Origin of the sequence: Sorangium sp. So ce321, assembly GCF_051530195.1 — a bacterium.
Lineage (GTDB): Bacteria > Myxococcota_A > Polyangia > Polyangiales > Polyangiaceae > Sorangium.
Genome location: NZ_CP150329.1, coordinates 11,161,242 through 11,183,143, shown reverse-complemented (window position 1 = coordinate 11,183,143; position 21,902 = coordinate 11,161,242). Strand labels below are relative to the sequence as shown.

Below are 21,902 nucleotides of genomic sequence, written 5' to 3'. Positions count from 1 at the left end.
GAAGCGTGAGCGCCAGGGCGCGGCGATGGCGCGCCCAGCGCAGCTCGGGGCGGCGGGGGCCGGGGCAGATCTGCTCGTCACGTCACGTTGACCGAGCCCCAGTCCGGGTTCCGGTTGGGGAGAACGGAGAGAGCGAGCCAGCTGCCGACTGGATAGGGTGCGCGACGTCCCTGGCGTCCTGGCGGGTCGATCCACTCTTCCCCGCCCATCACGCCGGCTAGCCTCAGAACGCCGTGCCGTTCACGCGCTTGCCCGGGGACGAGCTCCCGCCGAGGTTGCTGTGGAGCACGAACAACGACGCCCCTGCGGACAGATCGGGGCTGCGGTTCATCGACACACCGTCCGTGTTCGCGAGCGCGCTCCCGTACGTCACGGTATCCACGGTCGCCCCCGAGGCGGTCTGCAGCGTGATCGTGTCGCCGCTGTTGCCGAGGCCCAGCGCGCCCGAGGACGCCCCGACGGCTCCGCTCACGCCGCCGGGCACGGCCCCGGCGCTGCCGTACACCACCACGGCCGTCATCGGGGCGAGCGACGCGCCGGAGGGGAAGGTGTGCCGCGTCGCCGAGCTGTCGGCGAGCTTCCACCCGCCGATCGCGGCGGTCCCGGTGCCGATGTTGACGATCTCGACAAACTCGCCGTCCGGGTTGCTGCCAGGCTCGTTCGCGAGGATCTCGTTGATGATCACGGTGGCCGTGCCGGTGCCGCCGGTGCCGCCGGTGCCCCCGGTGCCGCCGGTGCCGCCGCTGCCGCCGGTGCCGCCGGTGCCGCCGGTGCCGCCGGTGCCGCCGCTGCCGTCGGGGATCAGGAAGTCGCGCACGACGCCCATGTGCTGCATGTTCGAGGCGCCGCTGTCCGCCGAGAGCGCCGGGCTGATGGCCGTGATCGGCGAGTAGACGCGCGTGTCCACCACGAGGCCGTTCGTGAAGCTGCTCCCGCCGATCGTGACGGCGGTCTCGAAGGGGTCCAGATCGCCGTCGACGAGCACCCAGTCATAGGGCTTGGTCCTGCCCGCGTTGGTGTTCGTGTTCCCGCTCGCGTCGGCGGGATAGGGGCTGGACGTGACGACGACACCCTCGTTGTTCAAGGTCGCGATGCACGACTCGCTCCTGACCGACGTGTTGAAATCGCCGCCGATGACCAGGTAATCGCCGTCGGGCACGACCGCGTCGATGAACGAGGCGAGCTGCGTCGCCTCCGTGTTGCGCGCGCCCGCGCTCGAGGTCAGGAGGTGGACGCTGACGGCCCAGAGGTCGACCGGACCGGGGATGTCGATCCGCGCCCAGGCGAAGTCCCGGTTGCTCACCGAGGAGTCGTCCCACTCGCCGGACGCGACGATCGGCCACCGGCTCACGACCCCGTTCGGGATCTGCGCCCCGGCCTCGCGGTAGTAGCTGAAGCCGGTGCCGAACGCGAGGTCCACGAAGGCGCGGATGTCGGACGTGCTGTTGCTGCCGTAGTTGAACTCTTGCAGCATCACGATATCCGGCTTCACACCTTGCATGATGCGCCTGCCGTGCCCGGGATCGTAGCTCTGGTTCGTGCCGCTCGTGAGGTTCGCGGCCATGAGCCGGACGCGCGTCGAGAGCGCGTCGCTGTGCTCCCCGAGGATGTCCGTCTCCGGGCCTACCTCCCCGTCCAGCGGCGCCTCGGCCACGCACGCGGCCATGGCGAGCGCCGACACGAGCAACTGCAGACGGACCCACGCGCACCGCTTCGAGAGGGAAGACGTCAATCGCATATCGTTGCACCGAACCTTTCTCGGGATCTTCGCATTACAGCACGGAACAGGGGCACAGCCGAGTCATGATCGTCCCTGTCCGATGCAGCGATGATGCGGTCTCGGTGTCGAACGGATGACACGCGTCCCGGGCTCGAGGGGACATGGGCCCAGGGGCGGTCGCTCTCCGAGGTCCCGTCCTCGACGGGCGCTCCGCGCCATGCCGCGCGCCGCGCGCGGCTCAGCGGCTCAGCGGCTCGCCAGGGCGAACGCGATCCCGCTCTGCAGCGAGCCCTTCACCGAGAGCCGGCTGACGTCTGCCCCGCCGGCGGCGAGGCGGCCGGCGACCTCGGGGCGGATCCCCGTGAGGACCACCCGCGCGCCGAGCAGGCCCGCGACCCGCACCGCCTCGAGCAGCGCCTCCACCGACCGCGGATCGAGCTCGTCCACGCCGGTCAGGTCGATGATCGCGATCCGCGTGCGGCGCTCGGCGATGCCGCGCGACAGCACCTCGACGATGCGCCGCGCGCGCTGGGCCTCCAGCGGGCCGATGAGCGGCAGGACCACCACGTCGTCGCCGAGCGGGATGAGCGGCATGGACAGCCGCGCCAGCGCCGCGTCCTGCGCCTGGATCACCTCCTCCTGGAGCCGCGCGCGCTCCTCCTCGGCGCGCCTCCGCTCCGTCATGTCGATGCCGGTCATGATCACGAACCGGGCCCCCTCGTCCTTGCCGCGCAGGACCGCGCCGGACCAGGCGGTCACCCGGCGCGCGCCGTCCCGCGCCGTCCACGGGACCTCCACCTGCTTCTTCGGCGCGCCCGCGCCGAGCTCCTCGAACAGGCCCCTGAGCTGCGCTGACGCCTCCGGATCGGGCGTGAGATCCCAGAGGTACCGGGGCTCGAGGAACCCGAGCGCGTCGCCCAGCGCCCGCTCGGCGGCGCGGTTCATGCGGACGATGCGCCCGCGCGCGTCGAGCACCACGATGAGGCCGTCCACGAGGTCCATCACGCCCGCCAGGAAATCCCGCTCGCGGCTCAGCATCTCCTGCGCGTGCTTGCGCTCGAAAAGGCGGCCGAGCTGCCGCGCGATGCGGCCGATGGTCCGGGTGAACGTCCCGTCGTCGCCGTGCTCGGCGTCGGAGAAGAACTCCAGCACCGCCACCACGTCGGCGCCCACCATCACGGGGAACGCGAACCCCGCCTTGACGCCCAGGTTCTTCGCGAGCCTGGCGCGCGGGAAGTTCGCGTCCTCCGCGACGTTCCGCACCCACGCCGGCTGCTTGCTGGCGAGCACCCTCCCTGGCAGCCCGACCCCCGAGGTGAACTGCATCGACTCCGTGACCGCCTTGAAGGTCGCGAACTTCACCTCATCGTTGATGTACCAGAGCGCCGTGGGGAGCAGCAGAGAGGGGTCGTCCGCGGCCGGCACGTACGCGTGTCCAACGGGCCAGCTCAGGTGGTCACAGATGTGCGCGATGGTGCGATGCAGCGCCTCTTCGACGCTCGCCGCCTCGTGCACGTCGACGGTGACGACCCGGAGCAGCTCCACCAGCGACCGCTCATCCGTCAAGACATTGTCGAGCCTCAACCGAGCTCTCGTCGCTGGTCCATCCGAGCGTTTGATGACACCGGACATGAGGGAGCGAGTAGCACGTTCAATGTATCCGATCCGTTTCCGTGAGGCGATCTTGGCGGAAGACCGCGCGCGGCGTGTGAGCGATGTGCGCGCGGCGACATGCATGAGGCCGAGCCGCCGTCGCGCCGCCGCTGTCACGCGGCCGTCGCGCGGCCGTCGCGCCGGGGACCTCGCGGGCGAGCGCGCCCGTCACGCCCGGGAGCCGGACCGCTCGCCGCCCGCGTCGCCGCTGGACGATGGCGCGCGATCCCCCCTAGTCTATCGACCGCCGCGGCGGCGAGCTCGCGTGTGCGGGCGCAGGGCCACGCAGCGGGCGACAAGGACAACGCGATCTTCGGTCTGTGATGAAAAGGATGATGATGCTCTCGAACTGTCTTCGCCGGTGCGCGTTCGTGGTGACGTTGCTGGCCGCGGCGCCCGCGCTCGCGGCGGATCCGCCGGCCGGCGCCTCGGCCGACGCGCAGCAGCTCGCCCGGACCAGGGCGCACGAGGGGCTCAAGCTCTACGGCGCCGACCGGTGGCAGGAGGCGTTTGACGCGTTCCAGGAGGCGGACCGGCTCTATCACGCGCCGACGCTCGTGCTCTACATGGCGCGGTGCCAGCGCAAGCTCGGGAACCTGGAGGCCGCGCGCGCCCTGTACGAGCAGGTGCTCGGCGAGGCGCTCCCGGACGACCCGCCGCCGGCGTTCCTCGAGGCGCGCAGGGACGCCGAGACCGAGCTCGCCGGCGTCCGCGCGGCGCTGAAGCCGCCGCCCGCGGCCCCGACCGCGCCGACCGCCCCGCAGGCCGGGGGCGGCGGCTCGCTGCTGCCGGCCGGCATCGCGTTCGGGCTCGGGGCGGTGGGCCTCGGTGTCGGCGCCGCGACGGGCATCGCGTCGCTCTCCAAGGTGTCCGACATCAAGTCGCAGTGCGACGGCCGGCGCTGCCCGGCCGAGCTGCAGGGTGACGCCGACGCCGCGACGACGCTGGGCCACGTGTCGACCGTGGGGTTCATCGTCGGCGCCGCCTCGGCCGCGGCGGGCGTGGTGCTGCTCGTGGTGCGGTCCAGCGGCGACGGCGCGCCCGGCGGCGACGGCGCGCCCGACGCCGCGGGCGCGCTGCCGCAAGCGCGGCGCGGCGTGGTCTGGAGCGCCGGGGTAGGCCTGGGGGGGATCGCGCTCCAGGGGGCGTTCTGATGCGAGCGCCGGCGCCGGGCGGGCCGAGGGCCTGTATCGCGGGAGGGCTCGCGGCGCTGGCGCTCTCCGGCCTCTCCGCCTGCACGAGCCTCTCCGGGGTCGGCGACCTCGAGTTCAGCGACGGCGGCAGCGGCCCCGGCGTGGGCGGCGCTGGCGGCGGCGCGGTGGGCGGCGGCCCCGGCGTGGGCGGCGCTGGCGGCGGCGCGGCGGGCGGCGGCGGCGCGGGCGGCGGCCCCGGCGTGGGCGGCGCTGGCGGCGGCGCGGCGGGCGGCGGCCCCGGCGTGGGCGGCGCTGGCGGGGGTCAGGCGCCCGTCCCGCCGACGGCCGCCGACCTGCTCGCGCTCACGGCGTCGTGCGATCAGGTCTCGTCGGGGCTCTTCCGGAACTCGTTCGATGGCCAGGAGCCCAGCATCCCTGTCTGTGCGCTGAGCGGGGCGTACTTCTGGCAAGCGGGGATGGCGATCGACTGCGATGGTCTCTCCCACGCGTCCGCCGAGTGTCCCTCGGACGTCCCCCACACGGCCCTTACGGACTCCCGCGGGAACGCGCTCGACTCGGTCTCGCTCCCGTTCGTGGTCGCCCCGAACGGCTGGCCGGCCGAGTGCCCGGTCGTGACATGGAGCCACGCGGACGCCGGTCTCCAGCTCGGGGCCGTCGTGGCGGTCATCCGCGGCGACACCGTCGCTTATGGCATCCTCGGCGACACAGGGGAGTGCGACGCCATCGGGATGGGCTCGTACGCGATGGCGCGGGGCCTGGGCATCGAGCAGCCCGGCGTCGGGGTGGAGAGCGGCGTGACCTACATTGCCTTCAGCGGGCCGGGGGCGGTCGTGGATCCCGTCGAGGATCACGCCAGGGCCGTGGAGCTCGGGACCCGACTCGCGGCCGAGCTCCTCGCGGAGCCCTGACGCGGCCGACGCGGGCGCGCCGCCGAGCGACGGGCGGCGAGGCCGAGCGACGGGCGGCGAGGCCGGGCGGCGAGGCCGAGCGACGGGCGGCGAGGCCGAGCGACGGGCGGCGAGGCCGAGCGACGGGCGGCGAGGCCGAGCGACGGGCGGCGAGGCCGAGCCGCGACGCCGCTACTGGTTCGCGTCGATCGAGTAGAGAAAGTCGTTGTAGGCGTCGATCTTGTCCCCCGGGACCACGTCGAGGCCGGTGTTCACGCGGCTGTCGTCGACCATCTGCGGCGCGAGGATCGCCTTGGTCGCTTCGAGGCCGATGCTGTTGATGCCGTAGAGGATGTAGGGCACGAGATAACCCTGGTAGTACTGCCGCTGGATGTGCGTGGCCTTGATGCGCCCCTTTCGCATGTAGTCGACGGTCTTCGGATCGAAGTCGAAGGCGACGATGGGGATGTCCGTCTTGCCCGCGGCCTCTGCGGCCATCGCGCACCGGTACGAGATGTTGAACAGGCCGAGCATGCCCACGACGGGCGGGTCCGCGGTCTCGAGCTCGGCTGTCATCCCCTCGACGTCCTCGGCCTCGCCGTCGGGGTTCCAGGAGGATTGCCGCACCAGGACCTCGTAGCCGGCCGCCTCGAACACTTCCTGGGCGCCCTGCGTTCGATCGATCCCGCTGCTCCAGGCTTCGTCGGCGTTGCCGTGGATGATCACCGTACCCGGGGCCGGGGGCAGCATCGCGAGCAGGGTTTCCCCTGCTGTCGCCCCCGCAGACCTGTCGAGGGTGCCCACGTGGATCGCGCGCTTCGAGGTCGCCACGTCGGTGTCGAGCGTCACCACGTGGACCCCCTTCGCGATCGCCTCGTCGACGACGGCTGCCTGGTCGTCGTTCAAGGGCGCGATGCCGAGCCCCTCCGCGCCGTCCGCCACCGTCTGCTCGATCTGTTCATTCAGGAGCTGCTTCGCTACCTCGACATCGTCCTGCGGTACGAGCGGCCCGATCACGGTCCCCGTGACCTCGAGCTCACCCATGGCGCGGTTCGCCGCCGTGATGACCGATGTCCAGAAGCCGACGGCGCTCTTCAGCACGAGCGCCATCTGCATCGGCTCAAACGAGCTCTCGTTGATCTCGGCGATCAGGGTGTCGACCGTCGCCTCGAGCTCCACCGGGGTGAACTCGTTCTCGACGATCGGGATCCGCCGGATGGGGGTGGGGCGCTCGCCCGCGTCGGGGGTCTCGCTCCCGCATGCGGCCGTGAGCACCGTGAGCCCGAGAGCCACCATCCCCCACCCTCCACTCCTCATCATGACACCCCTCCTTGTCCGTGGTTGGTCCGGTCGTGCGCGGTCCCCTCTGAGCGAAGATCAGGTCCTCGACGGCGAGCGACATGGCCTGATCGAGGCCGCGGCCGATGGCGGACCCGCCGCCGGAGGACGTGGGACGCCCCCGATGGCGACTGCCCCCTCGGGGAGACGGCCGCTGTCATCGAGCAGCACGCCGAGAGCAGGGACGCTGATCCCGCGAGCAGCCCGATTCCGATACAGCGCATACGTCGTCCACGATGAGCGGACCACGAGCAGCTTCAGTCTGTCAAGAGGGGACGAATTGCGCCGAGAGGGCTGGAGCTGGATCTGCCAGCTTGGCTCAGGCGTGGGTGCGTCGCGTGTCGCGTGTCGCGTGTCGCGTGTCGCGTGTCGCGTGTCGCGTGTCGCGTGTCGCGTGTCGCGTGTCGCGTGTCGCGTGTCGCGTGTCGCGTGTCGCGTGTCGCGTGTCGCGTGTCGCCTGGGCCGAGGGGTCGCGCGCGCTCGCGCTCCTGATGCTGCCCGGCGGCGACGAGCCCGGAGGGGCGCCATCCTGCGGCGCCCCTCCTGCTCAGCTCAGTCGCACGTGGCGACCTCGCAGGCCTCCACCGCCGCGCCGCATGCCGTGACGATGCACGTGTTGCACGCCTCGGCGTCCTGACTGCAGTCCTCGTCGCACGCGCCGTAGGCGCCGTTGACCTGGCAGGAGAGCACCTCCGAGATCTGAGGCCCGACGCTCGCGCAGGTGTTCACCACGCAGCCGTAGAACGCGGCATCGTCCCCGTTGGGCGTGCTGTTGATGCACGAGAGCGCCTCGGCGCACGTGGACGTCCCGGAGCCGGTCCACGTCGGGGTGAAGAAGCCCGCCTCGTCCCTGCAGTTCTCGTAGGCCGCGGACCGCGGGAAGTAAGGCCCGATCAGCATGCACATCTCGTCCTTCGTGGTCAGGCCCTGCGCGATGTTGCGGTCCTCGGTGTTCTTGAAGTCGCAGCGGTACTCCAGGGCCTCTCCCGCCTTGACCTCGAGGAACGGCGTGAACTCCTGCGACGGGACCCCCTCCCAGCGGTCGTGGGCATAGAGCTCCGTCGTCTTGCCGTCGGCGTCGACCTTGCGGGCGACGTAGCCGACGCCGCGGCGGTGCATGTGCGACTGGATCCTCACGACCGAGATGTCGTTCTCGGTGGTGCAGCGCATCTGCGACGAGGACGTCCCGCGCGGCGGCACGCTGATGAACGGGTTGTAGTGGAAGAGCATGCCCGCCTCGGTCTTCACCTCGTCATCCGCGATCGTGTAGAGGTTGATGCGGGCATCGGTATCGAGGGGCTTCGCCGAGGAGTTCAGGTAGTGGGTGTTCATGAGGAGCACCGTGCCCGGAGCGACCTTGAGCGCCACCCCCTCCGGCAGGTCGCCGAGGAAGGAGTTGCCGTCGGGGGACTGGGAGCCTGCGACCACGCCGTTGACCTCCCAGTAGGCCTGGGGGCCCTTGCTGCAGTCGTGGACCTCGGTCGCGTCGATGGGAGTGCCGTCGCGCGTCGCCGCCGGGATCTCGGTGTAGGGCGTCGTGTACAGGAGCACGTGGTGGCTGCCGGTCGAGAACCGGACCTTCTCCCGGTTGATGTTGAGCCCCTCCGGCGGCGCGACGAAGAGCTGACAGCGCTCGACCTCCGTCCCCGGCTCGATCGTGGAGTTCATTCGATACTGCACGCCGGTGCCCTCGGCCGGAGGCTCCAGCATCTCGTTCCCGGGCGTCTGGTCCCCCGGCGGGTCGGTGCCGGGGTCCGAGGAAGAGCAGCCCACGAGCGCGGCGGCGCCGAGGAGAGCGATGAAGGACGAGGCGATTGTGCGCATGGTTGATCCCTGATGTGTGTTGGTCGCATCATGCGCGCGCCGATGAGCGCGCGCATGGATCCCGGGGTGTCTCGCGGCGGCGTCGCGCCCGCCCAGGAAAATCGGCTGGTGCCGGCGTGCCCGCGCCGGCGTGCCCGCGGCCGCGCTCATCCCGCAGAGGCGCGCAGGCGAATGGGCAATGACGTCATCTTCCGGATCGAGGGGTGCGAAGCGAAGATCGCAGGCCCCGCGAGCTCCATCTCGGGAAAGCGGCTGAGGGGCGTGTCGATGGCTATCCGCCCGTCGAGGCGAGCCAGCGCCGCCCCGATGCAATAGTGGGCGCCGCGGCCGAAGGCAATGCCCGCGTCGGCGCCGCGCCGGAGATCGAACGCCGAGGCGCGGGGGCGGACCGCCTCGTTGCGCAGCGCGCTGCTCAGCATGGCCATGACCATCTGTCCCTCCCTGATCCGCGCGCCCTGAAAGTCGACGTCCTCGAGCGCATGGCGCGGGATGCCCAGCTTGCCGAAGCTGTCGTGGCGGAGCGTCTCCTCGACGACATTCCTGACGAGCTCGGGCTCGCGCCTGAACTCGCCGAGCGCCTCGGGCGACCGGAGGAGGTTGTGCATCGCGAAGCAGATGAGGTGGACGGTTGTCTCCGTCCCTCCCACGCGCACCGCGGCGACCAGCGCGACGAGCTCGTCCTTGCGCAGCCGGTCGCCCTGCTCCTCGGCCTGGAGGAGGAGGGTGAGGACGTCGTTGCCCAGCGGCTTCCGGCGGCGCTCCTCGATGGTGTCACTCACGACGTCGATCCCTACGCTCAGCGCCGCGTCGAGCTTCCCTGGGCTCGAACTTGTTGTTCAAGGAGAGGAGGACGTCGCTCGGGGAGAATTCCCACGCCGCCCGGTCGGTCGTGAAGCGGCTATCGCGCAGCAAGGATACGACGTCCTCGTGCCGGAAGACCAGCCACGACCGCCCTCGCTCCCCGTAGAAGACGGGAGCCTCGGCCGTGATGCGAGCGGACACAGGGGAGGGGTCTTCATCGAACCCGGGCGGATACGGGTCGAGCTCGAGGTGGCCGCCGCGCCGTTCTGCCATGGAAGGGTGCTGTTGCATGGGTGGCTCCTCCCTCTCCCTAGCCGCTCGTCAACCACACCACACGCTGCGACCAGAGCGGCTCCCCGACGCGTAGCGCCCGCGCAGGAAGGCGGCGATCGTCTCGGTGCGCCGCCGGAGCGCGCCGAACGAGAGCGTCGCGGCCTCCGCCTCGCCCTCCAGCAGGTAGATGAACACCGGGGTGTCGCCGAGCTCGCCCGCGCGCCGGGCGAGCAGCTCCGGGAGCGACGAGAGCTCGCTCGGTCCGGTTAATGACACGCCGAGGGACGGCTGTCGAGCCCTGAGCTCGGCGCTCATCATCGCTTCAAGCCGGCGTCGCGGCGCCGTGCTTCGAGCCTGGATCGGCCGGGTGTGCGCTGAATCAAGAACTGCAAAAATGCTTTGATGAACGCAGCATCGCTCCGCGCGCGGCGAGGGGATCGGCCGGCGTGGGCTGAAATGTGCTGAGTTAAGAACAGTAAAGATTTCTTGATTAACGTCATGTCGCTCCGCGCGGCGCGAGCGGGCCAGTCGGCGGGTCGAACATCCCAGCGCGGCCCCCCTCGCTGTCGAGCGGCCCTGAGCCGGCGAGCTCGCGCGAGCGAGGGCGAGCGAGGTGACTGGGCCTCTCCGGCTCCTGCCCAGCGGCCGAGGCTGCAAGCTCGCGCTGGCCGCGCACTCTGGTAGCCTGGGCCGGTGCAGCTCCGCTCCGACGCCCGTCACCTCTCGCCTGTGTTCGCGCTCGCGACCGCCGTCGCGCTCCTCGCCCCGGCTGACGCGCACGCGGCGGACTCGGCCCCCGCCCTGGCGATCGACCTCGGGGGGGCGCAGCTCGACCTCGTGCTGGTGAAGGCGGGGCGCTTTCGCCAGGGCTCGCCGCCCACGGAGGCTGGCCGCGGCGACGACGAGGCGCTCCGGGACGTGACCCTCCGCCGCGACTTCTACCTCGGGAAGTATCCGGTCACGGTCGGGCAGTTCACGCGCTTCGCGGCGGACACCGGCTACCGCACCGAGGCCGAGGTCGGCGCCTCTGGCGGGTTCGGCTTCGACGGCCAGGGCCTCTCGCAGCGGAAGGAGTTCACCTGGAGGACTCCCGGCTTCCCGCAGACCGACATGCATCCGGTGACGCTCGTGACCTTCAAGGACGCGGTCGAGTTCACCCGCTGGCTGACGCGGAAGACCGGCCGCGTCTTCGACCTGCCGACCGAGGCGCAGTGGGAGCACGCCTACCGCGCGGGCACGCAGACGCGGTTCCATGGGGGGAACGACGACCAGTCCGCCGCCGCCATCGGGTGGTTCAAGGGCAACGCGGGGAGCGGGACGAGGCCTGTCGGGCAGCGGCAGCCGAACGCCCTCGGCCTGTACGACATGAGCGGCAATGCCTACGAGTGGTGCCGCGACTGGTATGGTCCCTACGCGCCCGGCCCAGCGGTCGACCCCGAGCAGACGACCCCTCCGGCCGGCGACAAGCCCCGGCGCGTGCTGCGCGGCGGGTCGTGGCTCAAGGAGGCGAAGCACCTGCGCGCCGCGGCGCGGTACCGCAACGACCCTGGCAGCCGCAACGCGGACAACGGCTTCCGCGTCATCGCCGCGCTGGAGGCGAGCGCCCCGGCCGCCGCGGCGCCCTCGACGCCCGCGGCGCCGCTCCTTGCGGGGACCAGGCGCACGTCGCCCTCGAGCTCGTGGTCGACCGCGGCGATCGTTGCGTTCGTGGGCGGGGGCCTCGTCCTGGCGAGCGCGCTCGTCGGCCTCGTCGGCCTGCTCGTGCGCGGGGCGGCCCGCCGCAGGCGCGTTCCCGGGGCGCCGCCGGGCATGACGTTCCGGACGCAGGGCGACGGCTTCTGGCTGAACGCCCCGCCGCACCTGCGCGGATCGACGCTCCACTACCGCTGCCTCGTGAAGGGGGCGATGCGGCGCGCGTCGGTGCCGATCGAGCCGAACCCGCGCGGGCAGTTCGTCTACACAGGCGGCGCCCCGTCGGCCGTGGAGGTGGAGCAGCTCGGCGCCGCCGCGTGGTCCGCCGGCGCGCCGCGCGGGGCCGCCGGCGCGCCGCGCGGGGCCGCCGGCTCCTACCGCTCGCGGGACCGCATCTCGAGCTCGCCGGACGTGGCCGCCGTCGCGCCGTTCCGCGGCTATCCCTCGGCTTACTGAGACGCGCCGCCCGGCCCCTCATGCGCCGCCCGATCTGCGCCGTCTTCGCCGAATCGCCCGCGCACCGCGCCCGCGCCGGCCGCACGCTGCGCGCGCTCCGGCTCGCCGGGCTCGCGCCGGTCGACGTCACGGCGGCGCCGCTCGGGGCCGCGGCGGAGGTGCTCGCGGCGGGGCCGGTGTGGCTCGTGCGCGGCGGCGCGTGGCCTTTCCCGTCCGCGGCGCTCGATCCGGACCCGTTCCCGCCGCCGAGCGACACCGGGCTGCCGCTCTGCGCGCTCGGCGCCGTCATGGCGCCGCCCGACCCCTCCGCGCGCGCCGAGCCCGACGCCGTGGCATGGGTCGAGCTGCTGCGGGCGACCGGCGGCGAGCTGAGCCGCGCCGCGCGCGCGCGCCGGGGCCCGGGGTTGCCTCGCGCCGCGAGCGTGTACCTCGATGCGCCGCTCGCGGCGGGCGTCGCGGCGCGCCTGCGCGCGGGCGATCCGCTCGACGTCGCGCTCCAGGGCGAGCTCGGGGCGCGGCGCGCGCGCGTGGTGCGGCACGCCCCGCTCGACGTGTGCGACGACGCGGCGCTGCGGGTCGCGCAGGTCGTGACGAGCCTGCAGCAGGGCGGCGCCGAGCGGATCGCGATCGACCTCGCGATCGGGCTGCCGCGCCGCGGCGTGCGCTCGCGCCTCCACGCGGTGTATCGGCCGACGCGCCCGACGTTCGGCGCGCCGCCGGGGACGCTCGACCTGTCCGGAGCGCCGGGCGATCGTGAGGCGCGCTTCGACGCGCTCGCCCTTGGGCTCGCGGCGTGGGGCGCGGACCTCGCGCACGCGCACCTGCTCGACGCCGAGGACCTCGCGCGCCTCTCCGCGCGCGGGTACCGGGCGCTCGTCACGGTGCACAACGTGGCCGCGGGCTGGCCGGCCGGGCTCGAGCGCCTCGGCGCGGAGAGCGCGGCGCTGCTCGTGGCTTGCGCGCGCGCGGTCGAGGCGGAGCTCGCTGCGTGCGCGCTGCCCATCCCGGTGCGGACGGTCTGGAACGGGATCGAACTCGCGCCGGCAGGGGCGGGGCCCGCCGCGCACGAGCGGTCCATTCTGGAACGCGCTGTCCAGAATGGGCGAGACGCCGGACCTGTGGGGGTGGAGCAGGCCGCGCGCGGGCGGTCCATTCTGGAACGCGCTGTCCAGAATGGGCGCGGCGCCGGACCTGTGGAGGTGGAGCAGGCCGCGCGCGGGCGGTCCATTCTGGAACGCGCTGTCCAGAATGGGCGCGGCGCCGGACCTGTGGAGGTGGAGCAGGCCGCGCGCGGGCGGTCCATTCTGGAACGCGCTGTCCAGAATGGGTGCGACGCCGGACCTGTGGAGGCGGAGCCCGCCGCGTGCGGGCGGTCCATTCTAGAACGCGCTGTCCAGAATGGGCGCGACGCCGGACCTGTGGAGCCCGCCGCGCACGGGCGGTCCATTCTGGAACGCGCTGTCCAGAATGGGCGCGACGCCGGACCTGTGGAGGCGGCGCACCCTTCAGGATCGGCGGGCGCCGTCCGGACCCGCACGGCCGAAGCTGCGGCGTGGCGGCGGCGCCTCGAGATCGCGCCGGACGACCTCGTCCTGCTCGCCGTGGCGAACCCGCGGCCGCAGAAGCGGCTGCACCTCGTGCCCGCGATCCTCGCGGCCACGCGGGCCGCGCTCGCGGCTGCCGGCGATCCGCGGGCGGCGCGGCTCGTGATCGCCGGGAGCGCCTCGCCCCGCAGCGAGCAGGCGCTCGCCGCGGAGGCGGAGATCCAGCGCGAGGTCGACCGGCTCGGCCTGCGCGCCGAGGTGCGCTTCGCGGGCGCGGTCGCCGACGTGGCCGGCCTGCTCGCGGCGGCCGACGTGCTCGTCTCGCCGAGCGCCCACGAGGGGCTGAGCCTCGCGCACCTCGAGGCGCTCGCCGCGGGCCTCCCCGTGGTCGCGACCGGCGCCGGCGGCACGGCGGAGATCGCGGCCGAGACGCCGGCGCTGGTCCACCTGCCGCTCGACGCCGCGCCGGAGCGCTTCGCGGGCGCGATCGTGGCGGCGGCGCGCGCCCTCCCGGCGTCACCGGGCGGCCGGGAGGTCGTGGCGCGGCACTTCAGCGCGGCGCGGATGGTCGAGGGCTATGCGCGGCTCTACCCGCGGGCGATCGCGCGGAACCGCGGCCCTGGCCGGCGGGACGGGCTGCTCCTCGTGACGAACAACTTCTCGACCGGCGGGGCCCAGTCGAGCGCGCGTCGCCTCTTGCTCGGCCTCGCGGCGGCGGGCGTGCGCGGCCGGGCGGCCGTGATCGAGGAGCAGCCGGAGTACCCGACGCCGGGGCGGCGCGCGCTCGCGGCCGCGGGCATCCCGGTGCTGGCGGTGCCGCCGCCGGCGGACATCGAGCCGGCCGAGGCGGTGGAGCGCCTGCTGCGCGCGATCGACGAGGACCCGCCCGAGGCCGTGCTGATGTGGAACGTGATCGCCGAGCACAAGGTGCTCCTGGCCGACGGGCTGCTCGACGTGCCGCTCTTCGACATCAGCCCGGGCGAGATGTACTTCGCCTCGCTGCGCCGGTACTTCGCGTCGCCACGCCCCGGGCTTCCGTACCGCGCGCCGCGCGATTACGGCGCGCGCCTGGCCGGGGTGATCGTCAAGTACGAGGCCGAGGCGGCGCTCGCCGCGGAGGTGCTCGGGGCGCCGGCGCACGTGGTGCCGAACGGCGTGGCGCTCGGCGCGCGCCCGCCCGCGGCGCGACGCGCCTCGAGCGACGAGCGCGCGCGGCTCGCGATCGGGACGGCGGCGCGGATCCATCCGCACAAGAAGCTCGACGAGCTCCTCGCTGCGCTGCGCCTCGCGGCGCCGCGCCTGCCGCCGCACGTGCTGCGCCTCGCGGGAGGCGTCGACCGCGGCGCGGAGGCGCACGCCGAGGAGCTCCGGCGGATGGCGGCGGGCCTCTCGGTCGAGTGGGTCGGCGAGCTCGCCGACGCGCGCGCTTTCCTGAGCGATCTCGATATGTTCGCGCTGATCGCCGAGCCCGCCGGGTGCCCGAACGCGTCGCTGGAGGCGATGGCCGAGGGGCTGCCGGTGGTGGCCACCGCCGTCGGCGGCATGTCCGAGCAGGTGGACGACGGCGTGACGGGCCGGCTGGTGCCGCCGGCCGACGCGGCGGCGCTCGCGGGGGCGCTCGTGGAGCTGGCCGCGGATCCGGCGCTGCGGGCGCGCATGGGGGCGGCGGGGTGGGAGCGCGCGCGGGAGCGGTTCTCGCTGGAGAGGATGGTCCGCGATTACGTGGACGTGTGCCTGGGCAGGCGGGACGGGCGGGGGAGGTGAGGGGAGGCCCCGGCTGACGGGAGCCCCGCACCGAAGTTGCGTTCCGCGATCGGGTGGGGCACGTGGGCATCGACCCTGACCATCGAGCCGGCCGGCGGGCGGCGCGGGTTCGAGGCGAGGGCCGGGGGCCCATCCGGATCGGGCCCGAGCCAGAGGAGGAACACGATGAGCTACGTCGATGGTTTCGTTGTGCCGGTGCCGGCGGACAAGAAGGAGGCCTATCGCGCTCTGGCCGTGAAGGCCGCGGCGGTGTTCAAGGAGCACGGCGCGACGCGCGTCGTCGAGTGCTGGGGCGACGACGTGCCCGACGGCAAGGTCACCGATTTCAAGGGCGCGGTGAAGGCGGAGCCCGGCGAGGTCGTCGTCTTCTCGTGGATCGTCTGGCCTTCGAAGGAGGTTCGCGACGAGGGCAGCAAGAAGGCCATGGAAGATCCGCGCATGAACATGGGCAACGAGGCGATGCCCTTCGACGCAAAGCGCATGATCTTCGGCGGGTTCGACGTCCTCCTCGACGTCTGACCGGGCCGGCCGCCGCCCCTCGCGGAAGCGGAGCGGCCATATTCACACACACCGTACGGTCCTGAGGGCGTAAGGCGTCCTGGGTGCGCCTCGGGCGCGCTGCGCCCCGGGGCCCGCCGCCTGCGCCTCATCGCCCGCCTGATCACCTGCCTCATCGCGTGGGCGAGCGCGCCGCGCGCTGACGATTGTGTTCTGTGTCACGCGCCGCGTGGCCACAGGGACAGTATGGGCGTTCACGTCAGCCCGTGATCCGGTCTTCGTTACTCATTTTGGTATCGATTGACGGGCGGATCCTCGGCCCCGTATCGTGAAAGATCGAGCGTGGACCTCTCGCGTGCCTCGCGCAAGCGGGCCGCGCGCGGCTGAACGAACCACGGACGAGGAGGGTGTCATGACGAGCATGGGGCGACGCTGGATGACGGCCTTCGGGCTCGCGCTGATGACGGCGGCGTGCGGAGCGAGCCAGGAGGTCGACGAGGAAGAGGAGGTCGCGCGCATCACCCGAGCGCCGACTCCGGCGAGCGAGTTCATCCCGGTGGAGCTCGAGGCGACGGTCGACCACCTCGTCGCCAGGATCAACGAGGACGAGCTCCAGCCGATGCAGATGGTCGTCCTGCTGAAGAACCTCGGCGCCTTCTTCGCGCCCATCGCCACGGGCGCGAGCCGCGCCATGGGTGAGCTCGGGGTCACCGGGAACGTGCTCGGACCCACCGACCAGAGCGCTGACTCCATCAGCACGCAGGATCTCCAGAATCAGCAGATGGCCGAGGCGACGGCGAACGGCGCCAAAGGGATCGGCGTCTCACCCCTGAATGATGTCAACGCCGCGGCCATCGATGACGCGAGCGCGAAGGGGGTCCACGTGGTGACGTTCGACACCGACCTGGCGAACTCGAAGCGCGCGATCTACGTCGGAATGCTCAACTGGTCTGCCGGTGCCACGGCAGGACAAACCCTGCTCAAGATGCTGCCCCCGCCGCCCGGTACGGTGATGATCCACGGCAACGTCTCGGCAGACTGGGTCGACGGATACGAGCGAACGCAGGGGGCGCAGGCGGTGCTCGCGGAAGCCGGTTACACGCCCGTGGTGAGCCAGGTCTACTTCTTCGGCGGCGGCGACGCCGAGGACGTCGCGTGGATGAAGTCCCAGATGGAGGCCGCGGACCCGCCCGTCGTGGGCATGCTCGGCCTGTTCAACCTCTCGTACCGGTGCGCGATGGCCGCGGAAGCCGTGGGCAAGCCGGAGCTCCCCGTCGTCGCCTTCGACTTCGACCCGAAGACCGTCGACTACATGCGCCAGGGGCGCATCAAGGCCACGCACATCCAGCGGCAGTACTACGAGGGTTACCTCGTGCCCTACATCCTCTACGGCATCAACAGCATCGGCCTCGACGCGACCAAGGCGATCCTCGCGCCGCAGATGTACGACGAGTTCCGCTTCAACATCGGCGTCGACGTGGTCCCCGGGGACAAGGTCGACGCCTACAACGACTTCCTCGACTCGATCGGCGCAACGCAGTAGCGGCGTCGCAGCGCGAGGGAGACCTCGCGCCCATGCCGGGGGTGAGCCTCACGCGCGTCACCCTCCGGCCGTCCCGTGCCGCGATCGCCCCTGGCGCTCGGGTCCTCACGACCGCGCCGACCGCGCCCGTGCCGTCCTCCGCCGTCGCGCTGATGATTCGACGGCGAGCCTGGGTGCGGCGCTCACGGGAAGCGGGACCTGCGCTCGATCTCGTAGATGGGCAGGTTGTTCCGGATATAGGCCTTCGAGGCGTCCTCCCTCGGCTGGTAGTCCCAGCTCACGCCGGACGCGCGCATCACCTGGGCGAGGTAGCGCCGGCGCCGCTGGCTCTGGAGCACCTGGGCCCGGAGGCTCGCCACGTCCCAGCGCCGCTTCGCTTCGTTGCGAAGCAGCTCCACCTCGTCGCCGCGCGCCGGATCGCCCGCCAGGTTGCAGAGCTCTCGCGGGTCCTCGTCGAGCGCGTAGAGCTGATCCGGGTCGCCATCGCACGTGACGAACTTCCGGGCGCCCCGCCGGATCATGAAGAGCGGCGCGCCCGTGCCCTCCGCGAAGTACTCGCCGATCGCCTCGTCCCGGCCGACGCTCCCCGAGAGCTCCGGCAGCAAGGACCGGCCCTCCAGCGGGGTCGGGTAATCGTACCGGCCGCCACAGGTCGCCAGGTCGACGAGCGTCGGGAGCAGGTCGACATGCGAGGCGGCGGCCGCGACGCGACGCGCCGGAAACGCGGCAGGGAACGAGACGATCAGCGGCACGCGGGCCGAATGCTCGAACCAGCTCATCTTGTACCAGAGGCCGCGCTCGCCGAGCATGTCGCCGTGGTCGCTCGTGAAGATCACGACCGTGTTCTCGGCCAGGCCGGCCTCCGCGAGCGCTTCGAGCAGCGCGGCGACCTTGCCGTCAAGGTAGCTGATGGCCCCGTAATAGGCCCTTCGCGCGTTGCGGACCTGGTCCGGCGTAGGCGGCGGATCCTCCATCCCGATCGCGCGCCGCAACCGCTCCGAGTGCGGGTCGAACGGCGCGTCCCGCGCGCTGACCGCCGGCATGTCGATCTCCTCCGGGTCGTACATCGACCAGAATTCGGGGCGGATCGTGTACGGGTCGTGCGGATGGATGAAGGACGCGACCAGGCAGAACGGCCGCCGGTCGGCCTGCCGCGCGTGGTTGAAGAGGTAGCGCGTCGCGGTGAAGGCGACCTCGTCATCGTAGTCCAGGTTGCTCGAGCGGATGCAGGGGCCGGCGTTCCGCACGACGTCCATCGTGTGATACCAGTCGAGCACGCGGCCTGGCTCGTCCCAGTCTGGCGTCCACGTGAAGTCCGACGGGTAGACGTCCGTGGTGAGCCGCTCCTGAAAGCCGTGGAGCTGGTCGGGGCCGCAGAAATGCATCTTGCCGCTCAGGCAGGTGCGGTAGCCGAGGCTCGAGAGGTAATGGGCGAACGTGGGGATATCGGCGGAGAGCTCGGCGGCGTTGTCCCAGGCCCCGATCTGCGACGGTAGCCGCCCGGTCATCAGCACGTAACGCGAAGGCGCGCAGAGCGGAGCGTTGCAGTAGGCGGCGTCGAAGACGACGCCCTTGCCGGCGAGCCTCTCGATCGCCTCTGCCTTCACGATGCGGTGGCCGTACGCCGGCAGGTACTGGGGCGCGAGCTGGTCGGCCATGATGAACAGGATGTTCGGCCGGGTCTTGTGGGGGCTCATGGCGCCGCCGCCTCGATGCCCTGCGCTGGGTCCTGTCGATCCGCGGGGGTCGATCTTTCTTCCGCCATCGCGCGCAGGATATCCCATTCGCTGATGACCCCTTCGAGCCTGCCGTCGGCGTCCACCATGAGCATGGGCCGGCCTGTGGCGTGGTTCACGGTGAGCGCGGTGCGCATCGTCGTGTCGAGCCTCCCGGTGACGATCGCGTCCTCGGCGATCCCGTCGAGCGCGAGCGTCTCGTCGTAGGGAATGAAGCGCCCCCCCTCCTTGCCCCGGAAAACGAGCGTGGAGAGCCGGCCCTCCGCGCCCAGCACGCAGCGGTAACGCCCGGCCCTGTCGAGCAGGACGACGCGCGGGTCCCCGGGGTCGCGCGGGAGGCTCGCGAGGGGCCGCATCAGCGCGTCTCCGCGGAGGATGGCGAGCGGGTTGACGTGCGCCACGAACTTCTTCACATACGCCGTCGCCGGGGCGGTGACTATCTGCGCCGGGGTGCCAAGCTGCACGACGCGCCCTCCCTCCATGAGGAGGATGCGAGAGCCGAGCCGCAGCGCCTCGTCCAGATCGTGGCTGACGAAGATCATGGTCTTCTTGAGCACCCGCTGCAGGGCCAGGATCTCGTCCTGCATGCGCATGCGGATCAGGGGGTCGAGCGCGCTCAGGGGCTCGTCGAGGAGGAGGATGTCCGCGTCCGTGGCGAGCGCCCTGGCGAGGCCGACGCGCTGCTGCATCCCGCCGGACAGCTCGTCAGGGTGTTTGTCCTTCCAGTCACCAAGGCCCACGAGATCGAGCTTCGCGTCCGCGGTCTTGTCGATCTCGGCGCTGCTGAGGCCGCGGAGCTCGAGCCCCAGGCCGACGTTCTGGCGCAGCGTGCGCCAGGGCAGGAGCGCGTGCTTCTGGAAGACCATGGCTATCCGCTTGAGGCGGACCTGCCGGAGGGTCTCGTCGTCCGCGGTGGTGAGGTCGACCTCCCGGCCCGCGTCCTCGATGAGCACGCGACCGCGGTCAGGTCGGACCAGGCCGTTGAGGCAGCGGAGGAGCGTGGATTTGCCGGACCCCGAGAAGCCCATCACGACGAGGATCTCTCCCGGGTTCACCTCGACCGAGACGTCCGCGAGCGCGACGAGGTTTCCGGTGGCCTTGCGGATGGCCTCCCGATCTTCTCCGTGGTCCAGGCGGGCGAGCGCGCCCCGCGGGGAGGGGCCAAACGCTTTGAATACGTGCTCGACCTTGATCATGCGCTTCTGCCTCACGAATAGGTGCGCTGGGGCCTGTCGTGCTTGAACGTCCGGTCGAGCAAGATGGCCAGGATGACGATGACCAGCCCTGCCTCGAACCCTTGACGGATATCGACGGTGTTGAGGGCGCGCACCACCGGCGAGCCCAGGCCGCCGGCGCCGACGAGCGCGGCGACGACCACCATGGAGAGAGAGAGCATCAGCGCCTGGGTCACGCCCTCCATGATCGTGGGCAGCGCGTACGGGATCTCGATCTTCATGAGGCGCTGCATGGGCCGCGCGCCGAACGCCTCCCCGGCTTCAATCATCTCCCTGGGTACGCTGGTGATGCCCAGGTACGTCAGGCGAATGGGCGCCGGCAGGACGAACACCACGGTCGAGAGGAGGCCGGGGACGACGCCCAGGCCGAACAGCATCAGCGTGGGGATGAGATAAACGAACGTCGGGATGGTCTGCATGAGGTCGAGCAACAGCCGCAGCCCTGCGTAGAACCTGGCGCGCCGCGCGGCGATGATGCCGAGGGGCACGCCGAGGAGCAGGGAGAGCATGGTGGACATCGACACCAGCACGAGCGTCTCCAGGGTCGGCTGCCAGTAGCCGAGGTTCCATATCAAGAGCCCTCCGGCGAGGACCGCTGCCGAGAGCGCGACGCGGCGCCGCAGCGCGTAGGTGAGCAGGGCAGCGGCCCCTAGCAGGAGCAGCGGCGGAGCGAGGAGCAAGACGCGCACGCTCCCCTCGAGGACCCAGGAGACCGCCCTGGAGGCGCCGCGAAACTGCCCCGCGAACCGGGCGGTGATGAGCCTTGTCCCGCGCTCGATCCAGTCGCCCAGGGGGAGCCTCCGCGCCGTCGCCGCCGGGGTCTCTGCCTGGGTGAGCGGCGCTGCGGGGGCCGCGGCGCGAGGGGCCGCCTCGCGCGCGGGAGGCACGCCGCTCTTCCAGGCCTCTGCCTGCTCGGGGTGGGCGCGGAGCCACGCCCGCGCGGCGACCTCCGGGGCCATCTTGTCCTCGAGGATGTGCCCCATCAGGATGTTCTCGACATCGGCGGTGAACTTCATGCTCCTGAAGAGCTTCACGAGGCTCGGGCAACGCTCCACGAAGCCCCTGCTCGCCACCGTGCGGACCACCGACGCGCCGCCGCCTGGCCCCCACTTCTCGAGCGGATCGGCGAGGTAGGTCATGTCGAGCTGGTTGTTCATCGGGTGCGGCCTCCACCCGAAGAAGACGATCCACTCCTTGTTCGCCACGGCCCGGCTCACCTCGCCAAGCATGCCCTGTTCGCTGGACTCGACCAGCGTGAAGCCGTTGAGGCCATAGGTATCTTGCTGGATCATCCCGAGCACCATCCGGTTGGCGGCGCTCCCCGGCGCGATGCCGTAGATGTTCCCCTTGAATTTATCCTTGTGCGCCGCGAGGTGCGCCGCCGAGGTGACCCCGGCGTCCGACACGTACCTGGGCACGGCGAACGTGTAGATGGCCCCCTCCAGGTTGACCCCGAGATCCACCACCGCGCCGCTCTCCAGGTACGGCTTGATGCCGTCCGCCTGTGCGGGCATCCAGTTGCCGAGGAAGACGTCGACGTCGCCGTTCTTCAGGCTCTCGAAGGTGACCGGGATCGAGAGCAGATCGACGCGGCTCTCGTACCCCAGATCCTGTAGCACCACCGAGGCGACCGCGGTCGTCGCGGTGATGTCTGTCCAGCCTATGTCGGAGAGGCGAACCTTACTGCAGTCCTCCGCGGCGGACGCAGGCAGGGCCCAGGCGAGGAGCGCGAGCAGCGTGAACGCAGCCGCGAAGAGCTCACGACGGACGGCAAGAAGGGCCAT

16 protein-coding genes are annotated in these 21,902 nt (G+C 71.9%); 6 read left to right on the top strand and 10 right to left on the bottom strand.

Translation table 11 applies throughout. From position 1 onward, the window contains the following. Positions 1–223 precede the first annotated feature (223 nt). Complete coding sequence (locus tag WME89_RS41420; protein WP_438005101.1) at positions 224–1,738, bottom strand: lamin tail domain-containing protein; 1,515 nt, start codon at positions 1,736–1,738, stop codon at positions 224–226. Positions 1,739–1,966: 228 nt separating this feature from the next. Continuing rightward, positions 1,967–3,304, bottom strand: a complete 1,338-nt coding sequence (locus WME89_RS41415) for an STAS domain-containing protein (RefSeq protein WP_438005100.1) — start codon at positions 3,302–3,304, stop codon at positions 1,967–1,969. 401 nt (positions 3,305–3,705) lie between these two features. Between WME89_RS41415 and WME89_RS41410 the strand changes: the two genes are divergently transcribed. Beyond that, positions 3,706–4,527 (top strand): tetratricopeptide repeat protein, encoded by an 822-nt coding sequence (locus WME89_RS41410; RefSeq protein WP_438005099.1) that lies wholly within the window; start codon positions 3,706–3,708, stop codon positions 4,525–4,527. Then, a complete protein-coding gene (locus WME89_RS41405) occupies positions 4,527–5,435 on the top strand; it encodes a glycoside hydrolase family 75 protein (RefSeq protein WP_438005098.1) in 909 nt (302 codons plus the stop codon). The genes WME89_RS41410 and WME89_RS41405 overlap by 1 nt, the downstream gene beginning before the upstream one ends. Positions 5,436–5,606: 171 nt before the next feature. Here WME89_RS41405 and WME89_RS41400 read toward each other — a convergent pair whose 3' ends face one another. From WME89_RS41400 to WME89_RS41380, 5 genes are all read right to left on the bottom strand, one after another. Continuing rightward, a complete protein-coding gene (locus WME89_RS41400; protein WP_438005097.1) occupies positions 5,607–6,734 on the bottom strand; it encodes a sugar ABC transporter substrate-binding protein in 1,128 nt (375 codons plus the stop codon). Positions 6,735–7,304: 570 nt separating this feature from the next. Then, positions 7,305–8,576, bottom strand: coding sequence for a hypothetical protein (locus WME89_RS41395; RefSeq protein WP_438005096.1), 1,272 nt, complete (start codon positions 8,574–8,576; stop codon positions 7,305–7,307). 146 nt (positions 8,577–8,722) lie between these two features. Continuing rightward, positions 8,723–9,355: a cytochrome P450 gene (locus WME89_RS41390; protein WP_438005095.1), complete on the bottom strand. Its 633-nt coding sequence runs from the start codon at positions 9,353–9,355 to the stop codon at positions 8,723–8,725. Next, positions 9,348–9,668 carry a hypothetical protein gene (locus WME89_RS41385; RefSeq protein WP_438005094.1) on the bottom strand — a complete coding sequence of 107 codons (321 nt, stop codon included), beginning with the start codon at positions 9,666–9,668 and terminating at the stop codon, positions 9,348–9,350. Before WME89_RS41385 ends, WME89_RS41390 begins: the two co-directional genes overlap by 8 nt. Positions 9,669–9,698: 30 nt before the next feature. Further along, on the bottom strand, positions 9,699–9,926 hold the full coding sequence (locus WME89_RS41380; protein WP_438005093.1) for a hypothetical protein: 228 nt from the start codon (positions 9,924–9,926) through the stop codon (positions 9,699–9,701). Positions 9,927–10,343: 417 nt separating this feature from the next. On the opposite strand from WME89_RS41380, the gene WME89_RS41375 reads away from it, so the two are divergent. From WME89_RS41375 to WME89_RS41360, 4 genes are all read left to right on the top strand, one after another. After that, on the top strand, positions 10,344–11,798 hold the full coding sequence (locus WME89_RS41375; protein WP_438005092.1) for a formylglycine-generating enzyme family protein: 1,455 nt from the start codon (positions 10,344–10,346) through the stop codon (positions 11,796–11,798). A 20-nt stretch (positions 11,799–11,818) separates the two neighbouring features. Continuing rightward, the gene (locus tag WME89_RS41370) at positions 11,819–15,106 is read left to right on the top strand and encodes a glycosyltransferase (RefSeq protein WP_438005091.1); all 3,288 of its coding nucleotides are present in this window, start codon (positions 11,819–11,821) and stop codon (positions 15,104–15,106) included. A 165-nt stretch (positions 15,107–15,271) separates the two neighbouring features. Next, positions 15,272–15,625, top strand: a complete 354-nt coding sequence (locus WME89_RS41365; protein ID WP_438005090.1) for a DUF1428 domain-containing protein — start codon at positions 15,272–15,274, stop codon at positions 15,623–15,625. Between the two features lie 391 nt (positions 15,626–16,016). Continuing rightward, the gene (locus tag WME89_RS41360; RefSeq protein WP_438005089.1) at positions 16,017–17,147 is read left to right on the top strand and encodes a substrate-binding domain-containing protein; all 1,131 of its coding nucleotides are present in this window, start codon (positions 16,017–16,019) and stop codon (positions 17,145–17,147) included. 182 nt (positions 17,148–17,329) lie between these two features. On the opposite strand, the gene betC is transcribed toward WME89_RS41360, so the two are convergent. Genes betC through WME89_RS41345 form a run of 3 tightly spaced genes read right to left on the bottom strand, consistent with a single transcriptional unit; the run spans position 17,330 to position 21,902 of the window. Next, the gene (gene betC, locus WME89_RS41355; protein ID WP_438005088.1) at positions 17,330–18,844 is read right to left on the bottom strand and encodes a choline-sulfatase; all 1,515 of its coding nucleotides are present in this window, start codon (positions 18,842–18,844) and stop codon (positions 17,330–17,332) included. Continuing rightward, entirely contained in the window at positions 18,841–20,079 is a 1,239-nt protein-coding gene (locus WME89_RS41350; RefSeq protein WP_438005087.1) for a quaternary amine ABC transporter ATP-binding protein, read from the bottom strand. Before WME89_RS41350 ends, betC begins: the two co-directional genes overlap by 4 nt. A gap of 11 nt (positions 20,080–20,090) precedes the next feature. Further along, entirely contained in the window at positions 20,091–21,902 is a 1,812-nt protein-coding gene (locus WME89_RS41345; protein WP_438012035.1) for a glycine betaine ABC transporter substrate-binding protein, read from the bottom strand.